General features: G+C 54.0%; 15 protein-coding genes. 6 read left to right on the top strand and 9 right to left on the bottom strand.

Annotated features, from left to right (window positions below):
- Positions 1-38: 38 nt before the first annotated feature.
- Both BM022_RS01675 and BM022_RS01670 read right to left on the bottom strand, forming a co-directional pair.
- On the bottom strand, positions 39-1,160 hold the full coding sequence (locus BM022_RS01675) for a glycosyltransferase (RefSeq protein ID WP_091136241.1): 1,122 nt from the start codon (positions 1,158-1,160) through the stop codon (positions 39-41).
- Between the two features lie 762 nt (positions 1,161-1,922).
- Positions 1,923-3,449 carry a PEP-CTERM sorting domain-containing protein gene (locus BM022_RS01670; protein ID WP_091136240.1) on the bottom strand — a complete coding sequence of 509 codons (1,527 nt, stop codon included), beginning with the start codon at positions 3,447-3,449 and terminating at the stop codon, positions 1,923-1,925.
- Positions 3,450-3,999: 550 nt separating this feature from the next.
- Here BM022_RS01670 and BM022_RS01665 point away from each other — a divergent pair.
- From BM022_RS01665 to BM022_RS01645, 5 genes are all read left to right on the top strand, one after another.
- On the top strand, positions 4,000-4,752 hold the full coding sequence (locus BM022_RS01665; protein WP_143079503.1) for a GNAT family N-acetyltransferase: 753 nt from the start codon (positions 4,000-4,002) through the stop codon (positions 4,750-4,752).
- 2 nt (positions 4,753-4,754) lie between these two features.
- Entirely contained in the window at positions 4,755-5,006 is a 252-nt protein-coding gene (locus BM022_RS01660; RefSeq protein WP_091136236.1) for an acyl carrier protein, read from the top strand.
- Positions 5,003-5,848, top strand: coding sequence for a hydrolase 2, exosortase A system-associated (locus BM022_RS01655; protein WP_218146809.1), 846 nt, complete (start codon positions 5,003-5,005; stop codon positions 5,846-5,848). The genes BM022_RS01660 and BM022_RS01655 overlap by 4 nt, the downstream gene beginning before the upstream one ends.
- Positions 5,832-6,725 carry a hydrolase 1, exosortase A system-associated gene (locus BM022_RS01650; RefSeq protein ID WP_091136233.1) on the top strand — a complete coding sequence of 298 codons (894 nt, stop codon included), beginning with the start codon at positions 5,832-5,834 and terminating at the stop codon, positions 6,723-6,725. Before BM022_RS01655 ends, BM022_RS01650 begins: the two co-directional genes overlap by 17 nt.
- A gap of 74 nt (positions 6,726-6,799) precedes the next feature.
- Positions 6,800-7,432, top strand: a complete 633-nt coding sequence (locus tag BM022_RS01645; RefSeq protein ID WP_091136231.1) for a tetratricopeptide repeat protein — start codon at positions 6,800-6,802, stop codon at positions 7,430-7,432.
- Between the two features lie 48 nt (positions 7,433-7,480).
- Here BM022_RS01645 and BM022_RS01640 read toward each other — a convergent pair whose 3' ends face one another.
- Both BM022_RS01640 and BM022_RS01635 read right to left on the bottom strand, forming a co-directional pair.
- The gene (locus tag BM022_RS01640) at positions 7,481-8,539 is read right to left on the bottom strand and encodes an SDR family oxidoreductase (protein ID WP_091136228.1); all 1,059 of its coding nucleotides are present in this window, start codon (positions 8,537-8,539) and stop codon (positions 7,481-7,483) included.
- Positions 8,540-8,552: 13 nt separating this feature from the next.
- Positions 8,553-9,833, bottom strand: coding sequence for a nucleotide sugar dehydrogenase (locus tag BM022_RS01635; protein ID WP_091136226.1), 1,281 nt, complete (start codon positions 9,831-9,833; stop codon positions 8,553-8,555).
- Between the two features lie 546 nt (positions 9,834-10,379).
- Between BM022_RS01635 and prsT the strand changes: the two genes are divergently transcribed.
- On the top strand, positions 10,380-13,190 hold the full coding sequence (prsT, locus tag BM022_RS01630; RefSeq protein ID WP_091136224.1) for an XrtA/PEP-CTERM system TPR-repeat protein PrsT: 2,811 nt from the start codon (positions 10,380-10,382) through the stop codon (positions 13,188-13,190).
- Between the two features lie 133 nt (positions 13,191-13,323).
- Here prsT and BM022_RS01625 read toward each other — a convergent pair whose 3' ends face one another.
- From BM022_RS01625 to rfbB, 5 genes are all read right to left on the bottom strand, one after another.
- Positions 13,324-14,460: a fatty acid desaturase family protein gene (locus tag BM022_RS01625; RefSeq protein WP_091136222.1), complete on the bottom strand. Its 1,137-nt coding sequence runs from the start codon at positions 14,458-14,460 to the stop codon at positions 13,324-13,326.
- Positions 14,461-14,610: 150 nt separating this feature from the next.
- A complete protein-coding gene (gene rfbC / locus BM022_RS01620; protein WP_091136219.1) occupies positions 14,611-15,162 on the bottom strand; it encodes a dTDP-4-dehydrorhamnose 3,5-epimerase in 552 nt (183 codons plus the stop codon).
- Positions 15,159-16,046 (bottom strand): glucose-1-phosphate thymidylyltransferase RfbA, encoded by an 888-nt coding sequence (rfbA, locus tag BM022_RS01615; RefSeq protein WP_091136217.1) that lies wholly within the window; start codon positions 16,044-16,046, stop codon positions 15,159-15,161. The genes rfbC and rfbA overlap by 4 nt, the downstream gene beginning before the upstream one ends.
- Positions 16,043-16,951, bottom strand: coding sequence for a dTDP-4-dehydrorhamnose reductase (gene rfbD / locus BM022_RS01610; RefSeq protein WP_091136214.1), 909 nt, complete (start codon positions 16,949-16,951; stop codon positions 16,043-16,045). Before rfbD ends, rfbA begins: the two co-directional genes overlap by 4 nt.
- Positions 16,929-18,011 (bottom strand): dTDP-glucose 4,6-dehydratase, encoded by a 1,083-nt coding sequence (gene rfbB, locus BM022_RS01605; protein WP_091136213.1) that lies wholly within the window; start codon positions 18,009-18,011, stop codon positions 16,929-16,931. Before rfbB ends, rfbD begins: the two co-directional genes overlap by 23 nt.
- Positions 18,012-18,052: the final 41 nt, after the last annotated feature.

Here is an 18,052-nt window from a genome sequence, read left to right as displayed (position 1 = left end):
GCTGTTGCGCGCGTATAGCGTCGCCACCGGCCGCCGTATCAACCCTTGGACTCGGGAGCATGCTTGAACGTCCAGTAAGAGTTCAGGAAATAGTTGATGAGCATTGCCGGGGCTATCCCAATGAGCTGATGAACCGTCGGCGCGGTTTCCGGGAAGAGCACCGACAGGATTACAAAAGTAGTGTAGCTCACACCCAGGGACACGAGCGATACGGCATTGAACTTCAGACCTTTTATCCTCACGCGCTCGTAAGATTTGCGCGTACGGAACGTCCAGTAATTGTTGAGGAGGAAATTGGTAATGATCGATACCTCGATCGAGATGGGCGAGGCAATGTATTTGTTAACGTTCGCTTGAAGGAGCAAGGTAAATATGCCGAGATTGACAATGACCCCCGACAGCCCTACGACGGCGAACTTGATGAATGTCTTCGAACTTTGGAGACGTATCGACCAAGCATTGACGATAAACTCGATTATGTCCGAAATGCCCAGCTTGGATTCTCCCGCGGTGCGGTCAATAAAATCCACGGGGACTTCCTCGATTTTTGCCCCCAGCGAGACGGCCTCATGAAGCAGCGCCACCTGGAAAGCATAACCTTGCACGCCGAGTTCATCTAATTCAACTTTTCTTAACAAAGAGGTTTTGATCGCCCTGAACCCGGCCGTGCAATCATGAATCCTATACAGCCCTGCAATGTAGCGTCCGACCATATTGCCGCCGAGGGAATTCAAGCGACGCATGAGTCCCCATTCCTTAGGAATCGACCCGCCCTTTACGTAGCGACTGCCAATTACGAAATCCGCTCCCTGATCGATGGCGGCCATTAACCGGGGAACATCCTCAGGCTTGTGAGAGAAATCGGCGTCCATCTCGAACACGACGTCCGCATGGAGCTGATCCATTGCGTGAACCATGCCGCGAATGTAAGCCGCACCCAGTCCGGCCTTCTGTCCCAACAGAAGATGGACGTTTGGATAGGTTGCCTGCTTCATCCGCACGAGATCCGCCGTGCCGTCGGGTGAGCTGTCGTCAACTATGAGAATGTGCAACTCATTACCGGGCCCTAGTGACTGGTCCTGAAGCGCGTCGATCATCCTGCCGATGTTGTCCCGCTCGTTATATGTCGGCAAAATAATTACTGCCTTCGAGGTCGCCATGTGGGTCTGCACCATATACTTAGTCTTTAGTACGTTGCTCTGTATTTTTAAGGCGACGGCGATGGCGGCTTACTGAAGGGGTTCTGTTCTCATGTTTCGGGCGTGCGGAGTAGTTAGCGGGCGCGAGCTTACCGGGACGCAGGCCGCTCATTTGCTTCGCACCTCGACCAGGGCATCAGGATGGGACCAACTTACGGTGCCGGCCCTAATAAATAACACGCTTGACTGACGGTGTTCGATCGGGAGAGTAGCCTAGCAGCATGAGTGCGCTAATATAGCATAACACCCTGTTCCAGTCGTCTCGCCATGGCAGAGCGCCTCGCTGCCTGAGCATCGCATGAGCTCGATAAACCGACACGCGGCTTCAGACTTCCACTCAATACTTATTACTTATCGTCGAGAACTGCAATAGCTTGAGGCAATCGCGTCCGTAGGGCTTCGCGGGAGCTGAAGGATTTGGCCCGCCACAGCCGTTGCGCAGGAGCTGATGCCTCAGACTCCCGGCCCCTTAGTGAAAAGAACTGCGAGGGATGAAAGCGGGCGTTTGTGCCGAACGAAGCCGGTGGCAGTAATAACCCGTTTAGGCCGGCCGGACTGACAATTTGACCCGTCCAGTCCGGTTACGACTCCCGGCACGCGAGACGAGGCGTTGAGCGATTCTAAAAAAGTGGAGTCGTAAAAATTACTAAGGGGCGGAGAAAACCGAGCCCTGATTCTCTCCGCTTCCAGCCGCAGGTTCCCCTCGCCCAGCCGCTAATGCCATTAAGACAACCTTACTCCGCGCCGACGAGCGATCCATCCCATCACAGCGAGACCGGCGAGGAACATGGCATATGTTTCTGGTTCAGGTATAGGTAGCGGTGCCGCTGACGCGCCTATGGGCTTGTACAGCCAGACACCGGTGTCCCATGCTGATCCACTCGGGGTCCGGGAAAACTCGTCCAGAGCAACAAACGCACCGAGGGTACTATCATACTGCCACTTGCCGAGAACGCCGGTAATAAAGCTGCCATGGGGGTGAGCTGAGGTCGAGCTGGCGATTTCCGAAACAGTCCAGGTAGTGTTGGAGCCTATATCGCCATTCGCGTCGGTGCGAACGTATGCCGACCACACCGAACCGCTGGGATTGCCATCCCAAAGAACGATCCTGTCATTGTTCGAGTCATACGCGATGCCGTACCACGAGTGGATTTGAAAGTCGCTACCGTCCTTGTTGACCAGGTTGATCCCGATATCCTGGTTTGCCCATGGATTGCTCGGGTTTGCCTTGTCCAGGTCCCAGATTGTCAGATCGGAGGTATAGGGACCGGTGATAGAGGCTGTTTTGATGTAAAGGTTATGATCAGTATCAATAGTGGCGGCGCCCTGGTATCCCGCCGTGTTGCGCGCTACCCCGATCTGCTCCCACGTATCTTTTCCACCATTTCTTACGTCCCCCAGGGTATAGCGGTAAAGCGACGCAAACCCCGATGCATTCGCGTCGGCGGTAAGGTAGACCACGTCCTTGCCATTCTCGGTGCGATAGGCTGTAGTTCCGTTGATATAACCGGGCGCTTCGGTACCTGTCCACTGTCCGCGGCGATCAATCCACATGTCGCCATTCTGCGGTGGAGTGCTAGTATCCCAGCCAGAATCGAGCGTGCCTCCGACCTTGTTCGGGTCTGCCTTGGTCGGGTCCCACAAATACGGTCCCGCGCGTCTTATCTCACCCCCATCCGTCGTCCGGAAAACACTGCCCGTGCCGCTGGCCGCCCCGCCAAACGTCAGGAACATGTCGTTGACGGGGAGATAAATATTGTTGTCGTAGGTGTGGGCCGATTGTGGCGCGGTGCCACCAACGACCATACCTTGACTATCTGTCCGGCTTGGCAGGGAGCCGCGCCCCCACTCACCCGTGGCGCCATCCCACACATACATTTCATTCCCGGTGTAATTTGCATGACCGCCGCCCCAGAGCATCAAGTCGCCGCGACTCGAATCCCAGGCGAAAGAACTCCAGGCGCGAATAATAGCTCCGGGCCAGCCGTATTGGCCCGGCACCGCATCAGTGCCGGTCGGCCACGCATCCCAAAAAAAATTCGTGCTCGCCTTGACCCACCCGCCTTCGGGCGTCGCCGCCAGCAACGAAGACAAGCGCTCGAAGGAATTTGCGTGTGCTTGCGTCACCAAGCCAGGAAAGGAGCCTATCATTAGAAAGGAAGCGAGCGCAAAATGCGATATGCGCATTTTTCTCTTGTTAAAAACAGGGTTTAAATTCTCATTCACGACGCTAAAATTAATTTTTTTCATGCTTTTTCCGTAACAAGTCTGGTTGTTATTCTTAAAACCTTGACATAGCCCTTCCATCACACCACCACGTTCCCGACCGCTCCAGCAACGTTGCGACGCTCGAGGTCGTGATAGCGGTTTACTCGTTGGGCGAGCCCCCTGCGGCACGCCTTTCAAGAAAACGGATGAACTATAAGTGGAGCGTACAGGGAAACACCTTTAAAAGTAAATATCGTCCCCTTGCTCCTCCTGTGATCATCTTACCGGCTTTTTGTACCTTTCCCATTGGACCGAGGTACACCCGCGAAATCAATCGCTTCTCCTGGCGCTGCAAGCTACTTGAAACTCATCCTACTGAACACTTATAGTAAGATGCCGTGTTTTTATGAGACCCAGCGCGACACGCGATGCTCAACCGGCTGTGGCGGCAGGAGGATGGATCCGGGAGAAGAGCCCGTGATTCAACCATTGCGCAACAACAGTTGGGCAAGTCCACCGGTTCGGATTAAACTATCCGCCCCGCCAGGCACCTCATCAAATCGGGCGCTGGTCAACACGGTTCATGAAAGCAATGGCCTCCATAACGCAACGAAAAAATGAGTTATATGAAATGCTGCGCCAGTGGGGCTGGTTCAATGTCAGCCTTTTCATACTCAACAAATTTTTCGTCACAGTGTCGAATGGTGGACTGCGGTTATATAGATATCACCTAATCGCGCAGCCCATTAGCCGAACACCCTTACTCCCGCCGCGCAGAGGCCGAAACATCGACGTCAGGTTGATCCACGAAAAGGACGAGATTGTCCGGCAATTTCCCCGGCCTGCTGCAGCGATTCAGGCGCGGTTTGCGCAAGGAGCAAAGTGTCTTGTCGCCTTTAAAGAAGAGCAATTTGTCGGCTTCCTGTGGCTGCTGCTGGGTAGTTATCAGGAGGATGAAGTACGCGCTCGCTATATTCCGCTTCCTGAAAAACGCGCAGCCTGGGATTTCGACGTTTATGTGGAACCAAATTTCCGTTTGGGGTTCACTTTTCCCCGCCTATGGGATGCGGCAAACGGATTCCTGATGGAACACGATGTTTTATGGACCTGTAGCCGGATATCTGCATTCAACGTGGGTTCGCTTGGAGCCCATGCGCGGCTCGGCACCACAGCGCTCGGCAGCGCCATCTTCTTCTGCGCGGGGCCATGGCAAATAACGCTCGCCTCTGTGGCTCCTTATTTTCATCTATCCACGCATTCCGGTTCATTTCCGGAGTTTCGGCTGAATACGCAGGGCTTGGGAGATATTTCCCGGGCTGAGAAAGACAAAACAACCATGGAGTGATCATGCAGCATCTTCAAGAGGTAACAAACATACTCGCCGACGTGCTAAGCCTCGGTGACCGGAAGAATTCGCTTAAGGCGGACTCTGTTTTGTTGGGAAATATTCCAGAGCTGGATTCGATGGCCGTGGTAAACGTAATTACCGCGTTGGAAGACCACTTCGGCATCACGGTCGACGATGACGAAATCAGCGCGCAAACTTTTGAAACAGTAGGCACTCTGACCGGTTTTGTTGAGCAGAAATTAGCTGAATGAAGAAAATGGGCCCGCGGAGTGCGCCAGCTGAGCCCTTCTTTTTGCAGGCCGACTGCGGGAGGCGTTTCTGCCTCTACCATGCACCTCAAGCGGAAAAGGAATGTCGGGGAGCGTTCCTCTATGTTCATCCCTTCGGAGAGGAGATGAACAAGTCCCGGCGAATGGCTGCGTTGCAGGCAAGAGCCTTCGCGGCGATGGGATTCGGGGTGCTGCAGATAGACCTTTTCGGCTGCGGGGATAGCAGCGGCGACTTTTCGGACGCGCGCTGGGATATCTGGAAGCAGGACCTGACGATTGCCAGGGCATGGCTCGCTGAACGTGTCGCGGCGCCTATCAGTCTGTGGGGGCTGCGCCTCGGCGCGTTGCTCGCGCTCGATTTCGCCAGGGGCACCTCCACAAAAATTGCACAGATTCTTCTATGGCAACCCGTCCTCAGCGGCGATTCGTTCTTGACCCAGTTTCTGCGGTTGCGGTTGGCTAATGAAATGCTGAGCAGTAATCAAAGTAACACTGGCGGCACAAGCGCCTTGCGCAACCGGCTGAAAGCAGGAGAGCCACTAGAAGTAGCGGGTTATGAACTCGCACCCGACCTTGCGATTGCAATTGACGGCCTTAAAGCTGCCGATCTGGCTGTGAAGAACAGCCCGGTCCACTGGTTCGAGATCGTGGCCGAGCTCGGACGTCCCATGACCCCGGCCGGAGCAAAAGTGGTAAACGCCTGGAAAGAAAGTGAAGTTGAACTGTTCCTTCACCTCGTGCCGTGCTTGCCGTTTTGGGCGACACAGGAGATCGTCGAATGTCCTGAGCTTGTTTCAGCCACCGCAAATGCCGTTGCGTGCTGATAACAACGTGGAGGAACGCCCTCTGGTCATTGAGTGTAATGGCGCTTGGCTGTATGGAATCCTCAGCGCACCTGAGCAAACGTGTTCCAGGGGCGTATTGGTGGTTGTAGGCGGCCCGCAATATCGAGTTGGAAGCCACCGGCAGTTCACGCTGCTAGCGCGCGACCTCGCAGCGCACGGCATCCCTGTTTTTCGCTTTGATTGCCGAGGAATGGGCGATAGCGAGGGCGATCCGCGGGATTTCGAACGCGTGGAAGATGATCTGCGCTGCGCCATCGACCGGTTTTTGCAGGAGGTACCCGGCATTGATGAGCTGGTCATCTGGGGCTTGTGCGACGCCGCTTCGGCTGCACTTTTCTACGCACATCGTGACCCGCGGGTCACGGGTCTGGTATTGTTGAATCCGTGGGTGAGAACTGAACAAGGCGAGGCTAAGGCCTATCTGAAACACTACTACGTTACCCGCCTCTTTACTCGAGGATTTTGGGGTAAGGTGTTGAGCGGCAGGTTCGATTACTCCAAGGCCATACGCTCTTTAACCCAGACAATCACCCGCGCGGCAGCAGGACGCAGAACGAACAAAGATGGACAGGACGGACCCCACAAGGGTGAATCCTGTGATTCCGCCACTCTGCCCGACCGCATGCTTGATGGACTTGGCCGTTTCGGCGGAAGAACCCTTTTGATCATTAGCGGCAACGACCTGACCGCCCAGGAGTTCTGCGATCTGATTCGCGGCTCGTCCCCTTGGCAGCGGCTGCTGGCCTCTTCCCGGGTGTCGCGACAGAACTTGCCTGAAGCCGATCATACATTTTCACGCCGTCTCTGGCGCGATCAGGTGTCTAGCATTACCAAGAACTGGATTCGCTCCTGGTAAAGTAATTTTTACAAATAAACGAAACTCCTTCAATTGGATTGCCCACCCGGACCGTTGTGTGGTCAGGAGGTTATATGAAAATCATATTCAGCATTGCTGCATTGGTAGTTGCGACTGGCACAGTAGATCTTTATGCCCGGCAGACTCCTCCCCATTGTGGGGACTTGGCAGCGCCCGGCACCCAGATCTACGACTACACCAGTCCGGAAGACAAGAAGATGCTAGCCACAGTCGAGGCATTCCATTTCACCTCGGATGTGGAAAATTTGCGTGCGGGGGCCACCGGGACGATCGGGGCTGACTTGAACTACACGCTGCTGATGTTTCCCAACCACCACCGAGCCTTGGCTGCGATGGGGAAACTGGCCCAGCGGGAAAAGACACTGAAGCCGACAGGCGCCCGATTTTCGGTCGAGTGTTTTTTTGACCGGGCTATTCGGTTCAAACCCAACGATGCCATGACACGGATGGTCTTCGCTACTTACCTGCTGCAAGCCGCGCAACCGGACAGGGCTACCGAGCAACTCGTTCTGGCGGCTGAGCTCCAACCGGACGATCCGACCATTAACTACAATCTCGGCCTGCTTTACGTGAAGAAGAAAGATTATGAGCAGGCCAGAACTCACGCCAAGAAAGCGTATGAGCAGGGATTCCCGCTGCCGGGCCTGAGAAACCAGCTCATACAAGCAGGAAAATGGGAGGATTAAGCCTAGGGACGCCCTTCTGCGTAACAGCGGCTCCCGCTAAAGGTCCGATCAGGCTAGTTTTTCCAGTTTCTCTTTCTCAGGCGCAAGATGGGAGAGATACCAGTCCATTGCTCGCTCAAGCCCTCGATCAATGCGATAGGTGGGTGCGAAGCCCAACAAGTCGCCGGCCTTGGAAATGTCAGCTTGCGAGTGCCGCACGTCCCCCTCGCGAAAATCAACGTATTTTGGCTGGTGGTTAATCAGTTCCGGAAATTTGTCCAGCAGTAGGCCACGCATCATCTCGTAGAGCTGATTCAGGCTCGTGCGTTCATTGACGGCGACGTTGTAGACCTGATTCACAGCTTCGCAATTTTGCGCCAAAGCTGCTAGAAGATTTGCCTGAATCACGTTTTCTATATAACAGAAATCCCGGCTCGTTTCACCGTCCCCGTTTATAAGCACTGTCTGGTTGCGGACGAGCGCAGCGACCCATCTCGGAATTACGGCAGCGTAGGCCCCTTCCGGATCCTGCCGGGGACCAAAAACATTGAAATAGCGCAAACCGACGGACTCCATGCTGTAGCAACGTGCAAAGACGTCCGCATAGAGTTCATTGACGTATTTGGTGACAGCATAAGGCGAAAGCGGACGCCCAATGACTGACTCCACCTTGGGTAAACCTGGGTGGTCACCATAGGTGGAACTGGATGCAGCATAGATAAAGCGCTTCACCGGGGCGTCCCTTGCCGCGACCAGTATGTTCAGGAAACCGGAAATGTTGCTCTCGTTGGTTCTTATCGGATCCTGAATCGAGCGCGGCACGGAACCAAGTGCGGCTTGATGCAATACATACTCCACGCCCTCGCATGCGCTCTTGCATATGTCCAGCTCACGAATATCACCCTCGATAAAGCTGAAATTGGCCCAGCCTCCTTCCCCTACTACTTCCTTCACTTGCTGAAGATTGTGTCTGTGGCCGGTTGAGAAGTTATCAAGACCGGTAACCTTCTGGTTCAGCCTGAGCAAGGCCTCCAGAAGATTTGAGCCGATGAAACCCGCAACACCCGTGATAAGCCAGCGGTATTGGCGCGTTTGCAGATGCTTCAGGGCGTCCTGGTATCCGGTCATGGGCGAGCGATTATCATAATCTCCAGACATTCAAGCCGACTGCGCGCAGCGCTTTTGGGTCAAATTGAGATTTGACATCGATAAAGCAGCCTTTACTGGTGACTTTCGCCTGAAAATCACTCAAGGGTCTTTCGATGAATTGCTGGTGCGGGACCGCGACAATAATTGCGTCCGAACAAGGGAGACTTTCCCACGACTCAAGTTCCACGCCATACTCATGAAGAGCTTCTTGCGGGTTTGCCACGGGGTCATGAACATGAAGGTCGATGCCGTAGGACTTGAGCTCACCGATCAAGTCGGCGACCTTCGAGTTTCTCAGGTCAGGACAGTTTTCCTTAAAAGACAACCCCAGCACGTTCACCCGGGCTCCCTTGACATTTATATCCGCTTTTATGATGTGTTTTATCGTTTGCTCCGCCACGAACTTTGCCATGCTGTCATTGATGCGACGGCCGGCGAGGATGACTTGCGGTATATAGCCCACCATTTCGGCCTTGTGGGTAAGATAATACGGATCGACCCCGATGCAGTGCCCACCGACCAAACCGGGGCGAAATGGCAAAAAATTCCATTTGGTGCCTGCTGCTTGCAGAACCTCCAGCGTGTCAATTTGCAGCTTGTCGAAAATAATAGCCAGTTCGTTCATCAATGCGATATTTAGATCCCGCTGTGTGTTTTCGATGACCTTTGCTGCTTCGGCGACTTTGATACTCGACGCACGGTGGACGCCTGCGGTTATTACGCTCTCGTATAGCACGGCAATCTTCTCAAGCGTGCCCTCATCGTCGCCTGACACAACCTTGAGTATACGGGTAAGCGTGTGATGCTTGTCGCCCGGATTGATCCGTTCAGGCGAAAACCCGACGTGGAAATCCGTTTTCCATTTCATGCCCGAGTATTTTTCGAGAACGGGAATGCAGATCTCCTCGGTTGCTCCAGGATAAACGGTCGATTCGTAGATCACGATCGCCCCGTGCTTCATGTGTTTTCCAACCGCTTGGCTGGCGCTGACTAGCGGGGAAAAATCGGGTTGATGAGCGAGATCGACAGGTGTGGGAACGGCAACAACAATATAATCGGCTTGCGATAACTCAGCCGGATCGCTGGTAACGAGAAGTTGCGCTGCAGTCCGGAAATCGTCGGGCGAAACTTCCCCCGTAGGGTCTATATATCGTTTGTAACTTTCGACTTTGGTTGCTGAAAGATCATAACCTATCGTCCGCCGTTTCTTTCCAAATTCAACCGCAAGCGGTAAACCAACGTACCCTAAGCCAACTACAGCGACTACGCTCATACTTATCCTCTTCATTTAGAATTGGTGGCGCGTTGATTCCCGGCGCACCGGTATCATCAGCCAGAATTCTTGAAAAAAACACTGTACTAAAGGGCAATTCCCGTACAGTTTGTGTCAGCATATCATACCGAGCAATGGATGCGAGATGGAGGAGTTGGCAAATTTCTACGGAAACTAAGGTAGAGCCCGTGATCCGGCCAGCTGGCGAACAGTAGCCGAAAGACTGATTTCAAACCCGCCTCATCTATATTTTGACGTGCCTTGATAGCTATCGAAAACATGGATATAGTAAAGCGCTGCCACTCTCCGCCCTGCCGCCCCGCTATAGGCAGCGAAACAATTTTATCCATCACCATGCTTTAATGCCGAGCGCTGATATACATCAGCCTGATTTGAATAGCGGCATGGTGCCGCTCCCGTCGCCCGGGAGGGAACAATCTGTTTGTATCTAATTCCGTAGAACGCCGAACGAGCGATTGAAAACCCGCGCTTATTTGTCGACGTAGTTCGAATACTGTAACCGATAATACAGAGAAAGGATTTTGAATGCGTAACTCAAGCAAGGCTGGCGCGAAAAGTAACAATCTGGTCTGGCTCATGATCTCTGCCGGTCTTCTTGCCGCTGGTATGGCCGGCTGCGGTAAATCGGAAGACCCCAAAACCCTGGTGGCGGATGCACAGCGTTACCAGGAAAAGGGGGACAACTCGGCGGCCATTATTCAGCTTAAAAATGCATTGCAAAAAAATCCGGACGATCCCGAGACTCGCTACCTTCTGGGAACGATCTATCGCAAAACGGGCGAACTGCAATCGGCGGAGAAGGAACTCCGCAGGGCCCTGAACTTGGGAATGGATCCTGCGAGGGTAGTCCCGGACCTCGGGAAAACCCTGCTTGAATTAGGTCAGTTTCAACAGGTGCTGGATGAGACCAAGCCACTCTTCGAGGCGCGGAGTTCGGCGGAACTCGCAACGCTCAGGGGACGCGCATCGCTGGCGCTGGGCAAGAGTGAAGAGGCCAGAGAACTATTCAAGCGCGCGCTGGAAGATAAACCCAATTCCGCCGATGCGCTGGTGGGGCTGGCGCAATATTCGCTTTCGAAGCAGGACCTCGCAACGGCGGCGCAGTATTCAGAACAAGCCGTTTCCGCTGACCCGAAAAATGCGGATGCCTGGCTTTTCAAAGGCGACCTGCTGCGTGCCGAGGGCAAAATTGATTTGGCGCTCGCAGCTTATGACGAGGTGGTTAAATTAAAGCCAAACAATGCTCAAGCTTATCTAAATAAGGCGTTTATCGAGACCAGCACGGAAAAGTACGAGTCCGCCAAAGCCGATATCGACGCTGCGCGCAAAGTCGCCCCCGGCAGCCCCTTGGTCCTCTATGCCCAGGCGCTGCTCGATTTTACCCAGGGCAAGCATGCAGCCGCTTGGGAATCATTGCAGCAGATACTCAGCAAATCGCCTGGTCATATGCCTACTGTATTGCTGGCTGGAGCCACCCAACTCGCCATGGGCTCGCTGCCGCAAGCGGAACAGTATCTGAAACAATACCTGGAGAAGGATCCCAGAAATCTATACGCGCGCAAGCTCCTGGCTACCGCATTGCTGAAAAACCGTGAGACGCAGCGAGCCCTCTCCCTCCTGAGCCCGGCGCTAAGGGATGGTGTAGACCAGGATCCTCAGCTATTCGCCTTGGCAGGGGAAGCTTATATGCAGGCAAGGGAGTTTTCGAAGGCAACTGAATATTTTGAGAGAGCGATCAGGATCGCTCCGAAGAGCGCGATACTTCATACCGCGTTGAGTTCGAGCAGGATGAGCCAGGGAGACAACGCGCGAGCCATAGCTGAGCTGGAAATGGCCGCCAAGCTCGATCCAAAATCATCCCAGGCTGGCATTCTCCTCGTGATGACCCATCTCCGTCTCAAAGAGCCGGAGAAAGCGCTCCAGGCCGTAACAACGCTTGAGAAAGAGCATCCGGACAACCCTGTGGTCCAAAACATCAAGGGGGGCATCTACCTGAGCAGGAACGATCCTGCTAACGCCCGCTCCAGTTTCGAAAAAGCGCTTTCACTGCAACCGACATACTTCCCGGCGGCGGCCAATCTTGCCCAACTCGATCTGCGGGAGGACAAGCCTGATGCCGCAAAAAAACGCTTTGAAGCCATACTTGCCAAGGACAAGAAAAATACACAGGCCATGGCTGCGCTTTCGGCGCTCGCATTGAACCAGGGCCAGACAAAAGAAGCGACATTATGGCTGGAGCGGGCCGTCCAGAACAATCCTGATGTACTTGAGCCCTCCTTGCTGCTTGCAGGACATTATCTCCGCGTGGGGGAGAAACAAAAGGCACTTAACCTTGCCCAGAAGCTCCAGGGAGCAAATTCCAACAATCCCGAGGTGCTGGATGTGCTGGCGCAGGCGCAATTTGCCAACAACGATAAAGCCGCCGCTCTGGAGACCTACAATCGGCTCGCCGCCCTGCGTCCGAATTCCCATCTTGTCCAATATCGAATCGCCACCATTCACATCACAGCAGAGAACTTCCCGGCCGCCGGGGATGCGTTGAAGAAGGCTGTCGCGTTAAAACCGGATTATATTGACGCGCAACTGGCGCAGATTGCGCTTGAAGCCCGCCAGGGCAATTTCGAGAAAGGTTTGGCGATTTCCCGGCAGGTTCAGAAACAGTATCCGAAATCTCCGGTAGGCTATGTGGCGGAAGGTGATCTGCTCATGCAGCAAAAGAATCCCGCGCTTGCTGCGAGAGCCTATGAGCACGCATTTGCCATCGCAAAAAACCAAGCGCTGATGCTGAAGCTGCACGCCTCACTCACCCAGGCGGGACGAGGCAAGGAAGCAAACTCTCGTTTGGTTCAATGGCTGAAGGAGAACCCCACCGATGTACCTCTTCGAATGTATCTCGCTGAAGTGTATCTTGCAGATGGTCAAACCCGATCTGCGATAGAGCAGTATGAAATTTTACTGCAACAAAATCCTAAGTACATGCCCGCGATGAATAATCTTGCCACGGCATATCAACAGGAAAAAAGCCCGCTGGCTCTGGAATATGCGGAAAAGGCTTACAAGATTGCGCCGGACAACCCCGCAATCATGGACACGCTGGGATGGATACTGGTGGAACAGGGCAATATCGGACGAGGCCTTCCCCTGTTGCAAAAAGCGCTCTCGCTGGCACCTGAGGTCGGCGAAATCCGCTATCATTTTGCCGCCGCGCTAGCCAAATCGGGTGATAAAGCCAAAGCACGCAAAGAACTTGAGACACTGCTGAGCAGCGGCAGGGACTTTCCCAGCCGGGAAGAGGCCAAGACACTGTTCAAGCAGACACAACAATCGGCGGGCTGATAGCCGCGGTGCAGGTAGCGGCAATAGGATCAGCCATCGACAGCGCTTAACGCTGAGACCGGCTACCGGGAAAATCGGATGCGCCGCCCCACCCGCGCGGCGCTAACTTGTCGTCTCCCTCTCGATCGAGAGGTTACCCTGCATTTCTCTGCCGGGTAACCGCCTCTTCCATAGCAATCTTATTATCTGATGTCCGGGTGCCAACGGACGCATGAGCTTTGCAGCTAGACGCTGAGGCCTCTCCCCAGATACGCTGCAACGCGTCCCACATCCCGCCTCGGATCGTACTGAGATATAGCCCGTTATCGCTGAGCCCATTCGCAAGGCGGCGCTGCGCCTCTCCAAGATTGTGGTAGGGCAGGCTCATGAAAAGGTGATGGGTCGCATGATAACGCAAGCCGACCGGGGCCCATAAACCGGTAAGGAAATTGCCCGGAACATTGATCGAGTCGAGGTACTGCGCATAGAATTCCATCGGTTTGTCACCAGGATTGCGGTAAGCATGTGCGCTCAGCGTGCGCAAAGAGTTGACGAGAAAGATGAACATCGCGATCACATACCAAAGAACGAGGGCGTTATAAGCGAGAACCCCCAGTGCAATGCACGCAACGACGCCTGTTACGAACAGGAATGCACCAAACTCTTGTAATTTCCAGTGCTTATCATTGCGGATCGCGTTCGGGGCGCGCTTATAATTCATATCGATGGAAAGAGAGGAGGCACGTTCCCAAACCAATTTTCGTAATGCCGGAATGAGGTACGACAAGGGAGTCAGCAACAAAAAGCGAATTATGAAGAAGAGCGGCAAAAGAAACGAGAGCATCACATAGCCAACCATGTGGATGGGTTTCAGCGTTGCGAACGGAACATATTCACCATCCTCGGCGGTACCATAAACATCCCGCTTGTGGTGGTCGCTGTGAATCCCATCATAGGTAAAGGAAGGAATCAGTAACGGTATGCCACAGATGACATTCCATACCAGACGGAACAATTTAAAGGTACCCTTTTTAAGATGCGCCAACTCATGAATGAAAATAGCGGCACGATAAAAAGCGAGCGTTGCGACGATCAAGCCGGGGAGTTGCCACGGGGAAAATAGCGGCATGGACAGGATGGACAGAAAAGCAATCCAGCCTAATGATATGTGAAAAAGGAAATCAACCCAGTAAATCCAGGGATTCGGCGTCATGAGGTCGCGCACGAGGTTGTGAGCTTCACGCAGAGAAAACTCGCTCCCAACTGGTGTTTCAGTATCTCGGACGCTCATCGGAGGTGGTTCATTGGTTGAATTAGGACTCACTGGAGTCTGGAATATCAATTGCGTGGCTCGGCCTGTAGTAAACGGATCTGCCAGCCTTCTCCGTTATCGCGGCAGGTTTCACCCCAGATAATAGATAGGGGGAACAAAGGCTCAGCGTCAATCGAATAGTTCGGCATCCGCCAATTTGGGCGCAATTTTATCTTTTGCCGAAATGATGGGTGAAACATCGGCTTGAATCGGCCACGAAACAGCTATTGCAGGATCGTTCCACAGTAGGCTGCGCTCAAGGTCGGGGAAATAGTAGTCTGTCGTCTTGTACAGAAAATCGGCAGTGTCGCTCAGTACGTAAAATCCGTGGGCAAAACCTGAAGGCACCCACAGCTGACGGTAATTGTCTTCAGTCAGCTCCGCTCCCACCCATTGGCCAAATGTAGGAGAGGATCGGCGGATATCCACGGCCACATCAAATACTTGTCCACGAACAACACGCACCAGCTTGCCTTGGGGTTGGCGGATTTGATAGTGAAGGCCGCGCAAGACGCCTTTGACCGAACGGCTATGGTTGTCCTGTACGAATTTTACGTCAAGCCCGGTGGCTTGGCTGAAATTTTTGTGATTGAAGCTTTCGAAGAAAAACCCCCGGCTATCCCCGAAAACCTTGGGCTCGATTACCAGTACTTCCGAAATGGACGTAGAAATCATATTCATCCGATTATTCGCTCATTCAGTAAACGCAGCAGATATTTGCCGTAGCCGTTTTTGCCCAATGACTGCGCCAATGTCTCAAGCTGCCCGGCGCTGATAAAGCCTTGACGATAAGCTATCTCTTCGGGACAGGCGACTTTAAGACCCTGACGGTGTTCAATAGTTTCGATGAAGTTGCTAGCCTCCATCAAGCTTTCATGCGTTCCCGTATCCAACCAGGCGTAACCACGGCCCATGATTTCCACATTGAGCTGCCCGCGTTCCAGGTAAATACGGTTCACATCGGTGATTTCCAATTCGCCCCGTGCGGAAGGCTTGAGTTTGCTGGCGATATCCACGACTTCATTGTCATAGAAATACAAGCCCGTGACTGCATAATTGCTCTTTGGATGGGCCGGCTTTTCCTCGAGCGAGGAGACCCGGTTGGCGGCATCGAAAGCGACGACCCCATAACGCTCGGGGTCCTGCACGTGGTAGGCGAAAATGGTTGCCCCTTCTTCCTTTGCCACGGCGCGACGCAACTGCAAATACAGGTCATGGCCGTAAAAGATGTTATCACCCAGCACCAGCGCGCTGGGATCCGTGCCTATGAAATTTTTTCCGATTGTAAAGGCATGGGCCAGTCCATCTGGCCGAGGTTGCACTGCATACTGGAGGTTAAGTCCCCAGTCGCTTCCATTTCCCAGCAACTGCTCGAAACGCGGGGTGTCCTGTGGGGTCGAGATGATGAGAATGTCGCGGATCCCCGCCAGCATTAGCGTGCTCAGCGGGTAATAAATCATCGGCTTATCATAGATAGGCAGCAACTGTTTCGACACTGCCTTTGTCACGGGGTAGAGCCGGGTGCCGGATCCACCGGCCAGAATGATGCCTTTGCGCTGAGTCATGATGGTCTCTCAAAAATTTCCGTTAGCATCCGCGCCACGCCCGTTTCCCACGAAGGTAAACTTAACTCGAAAGTATCCCGGAGCTTACGGGTATCCATACGCGAGTTTTGCGGGCGCTTGGCAGGCAGGGAAAATGCACTCGTTGGCACAGCAACGACCTGCTCTGGCGCAACCTTGAGCATGACTCCGGCTTGACGCGCAAATTCAAGTACAAAGCGCGCGTAACCGTACCATGAGGTTTCGCCCGCAGCAACCAGATGATAGATACCGCTTAACGCTCCCGCCGGCTGGCGCGCGACCGAGCGAATGGTGTGTGCCGTCACGTCCGCCAGCAGATCGGCGCCCGTCGGCGCACCGATCTGATCGTCGATAACCGTCAGACGCTCGCGTTCCCGGGCAAGGCGTAACATGCTTTTGGCGAAGTTTCCGCCCCGCGCGGCATAAACCCAACTTGTACGAAATATCAAGTGGCGACAGCCTGAGGCAACGATTGCTTTCTCCGCTTCCACCTTGGTCACGCCATATACGTTCAATGGCCCGGTCGGATCCGTCTCGCGCCAGGGGTGCGTTCCATGCCCGTCGAAGACGTAATCGCTGGAATAGTGCACGAGCAAGGCGTCGAGTTTGAGCGCCTCTTGAGCCAACACGGACGGTGCGTGCGCGTTGATGACATGTGCTTTGTCCTGTTCGCTTTCAGCCTTATCAACGGCGGTATGAGCGGCTGCATTCACGATCACATCCGGAGCCACCGCTTGAACGGTGTGCGCGATGCGATCCGGGTGCTCAAAATCGCCACAAAGTTCGCTGCTACAGGAACTGAGCGCCACCACTTCGCCGAGCGGCGCGAGACTTCGCTGTAGCTCCCATCCGACTTGGCCGCTTTTACCAAACAGCAGAATCTTCATCCACCCGTCCTCGATAATGCTTTTCTATCCAGGTCAGGTACGCCCCGGACTGAACATTTGCGACCCAGTCGGAATTTTCCAGATACCACTGAAGAGTTTTGCGGATTCCCGTTTCAAAGGTCTCAGCTGGTTTCCAGCCCAGCTCACGCTCAATCTTGCTTGCATCGATCGCGTAGCGGCGATCGTGTCCAGGCCGGTCGGCAACGAAAGTGATCAGACTCCGGTAAGAGCCAAACGTCTGCGGCCTCAGCTCATCCAGCAGCCCGCAGATAATGTTGACGATTTCGATGTTGGGTTTTTCGTTCCAGCCGCCTATGTTGTATGTTTCCCCGGGGGTACCCGCCCGCAATGTCCGAGCAATGGCGGCGCAGTGATCCTTTACATACAACCAGTCGCGAATCTGCTTGCCGTCGCCATAAACAGGCAAAGGCTTGCCGCCAAGCGCATTGACGATCATGAGGGGGATAAGCTTTTCGGGAAATTGATAAGGACCGTAGTTGTTGGAGCAATTTGTGGTGAGTACAGGCAGGCCATAGGTATGATGATATGCGCGCACCAGATGGTCGCTGGCGCCTTTGCTCGCTGAGTAGGGGCTGTTAGGCTGGTACTGATGCGCTTCTGTAAAAGCGGGCTCACCCTTCGCCAGGGAGCCGTACACCTCGTCGGTCGATATATGGAGAAAACGGAAATCCTTCCTCGCTTTTTCGTCCAACTCCTGCCAATAGGATCGAACAGCTTCGAGCAGTCGGAAGGTGCCCACAATATTGGTTTGGATAAAGCTTTCCGGACCGTGAATGGATCGATCGACGTGGCTTTCCGCGGCAAAATGTACCACTGCGCGCGGTCGATAGCGCCGAAGAAGGTCACTCACGAGGACGGTATTTCCGATATCGCCCCTAACGAAAATGTGCCGCTCGTTTTCGGCAAGTACGGCCAGATTTTCCAGGTTGCCCGCATAACTGAGTATGTCGAGGTTAACCACTGCCTCATCGGACTGAGCCAGCCAGTCTAGTATGAAATTTGCCCCGATGAACCCAGCTCCTCCCGTTACTAAAATCATGTGTACCCCCTCAATTATGAGACCAGCTCATGCCAGACTCT

The sequence above is a fragment of the Nitrosospira sp. Nsp14 genome, assembly GCF_900113575.1.
Lineage (GTDB): Bacteria > Pseudomonadota > Gammaproteobacteria > Burkholderiales > Nitrosomonadaceae > Nitrosospira.
This window is presented reverse-complemented; position numbering and strand designations above follow the sequence as displayed.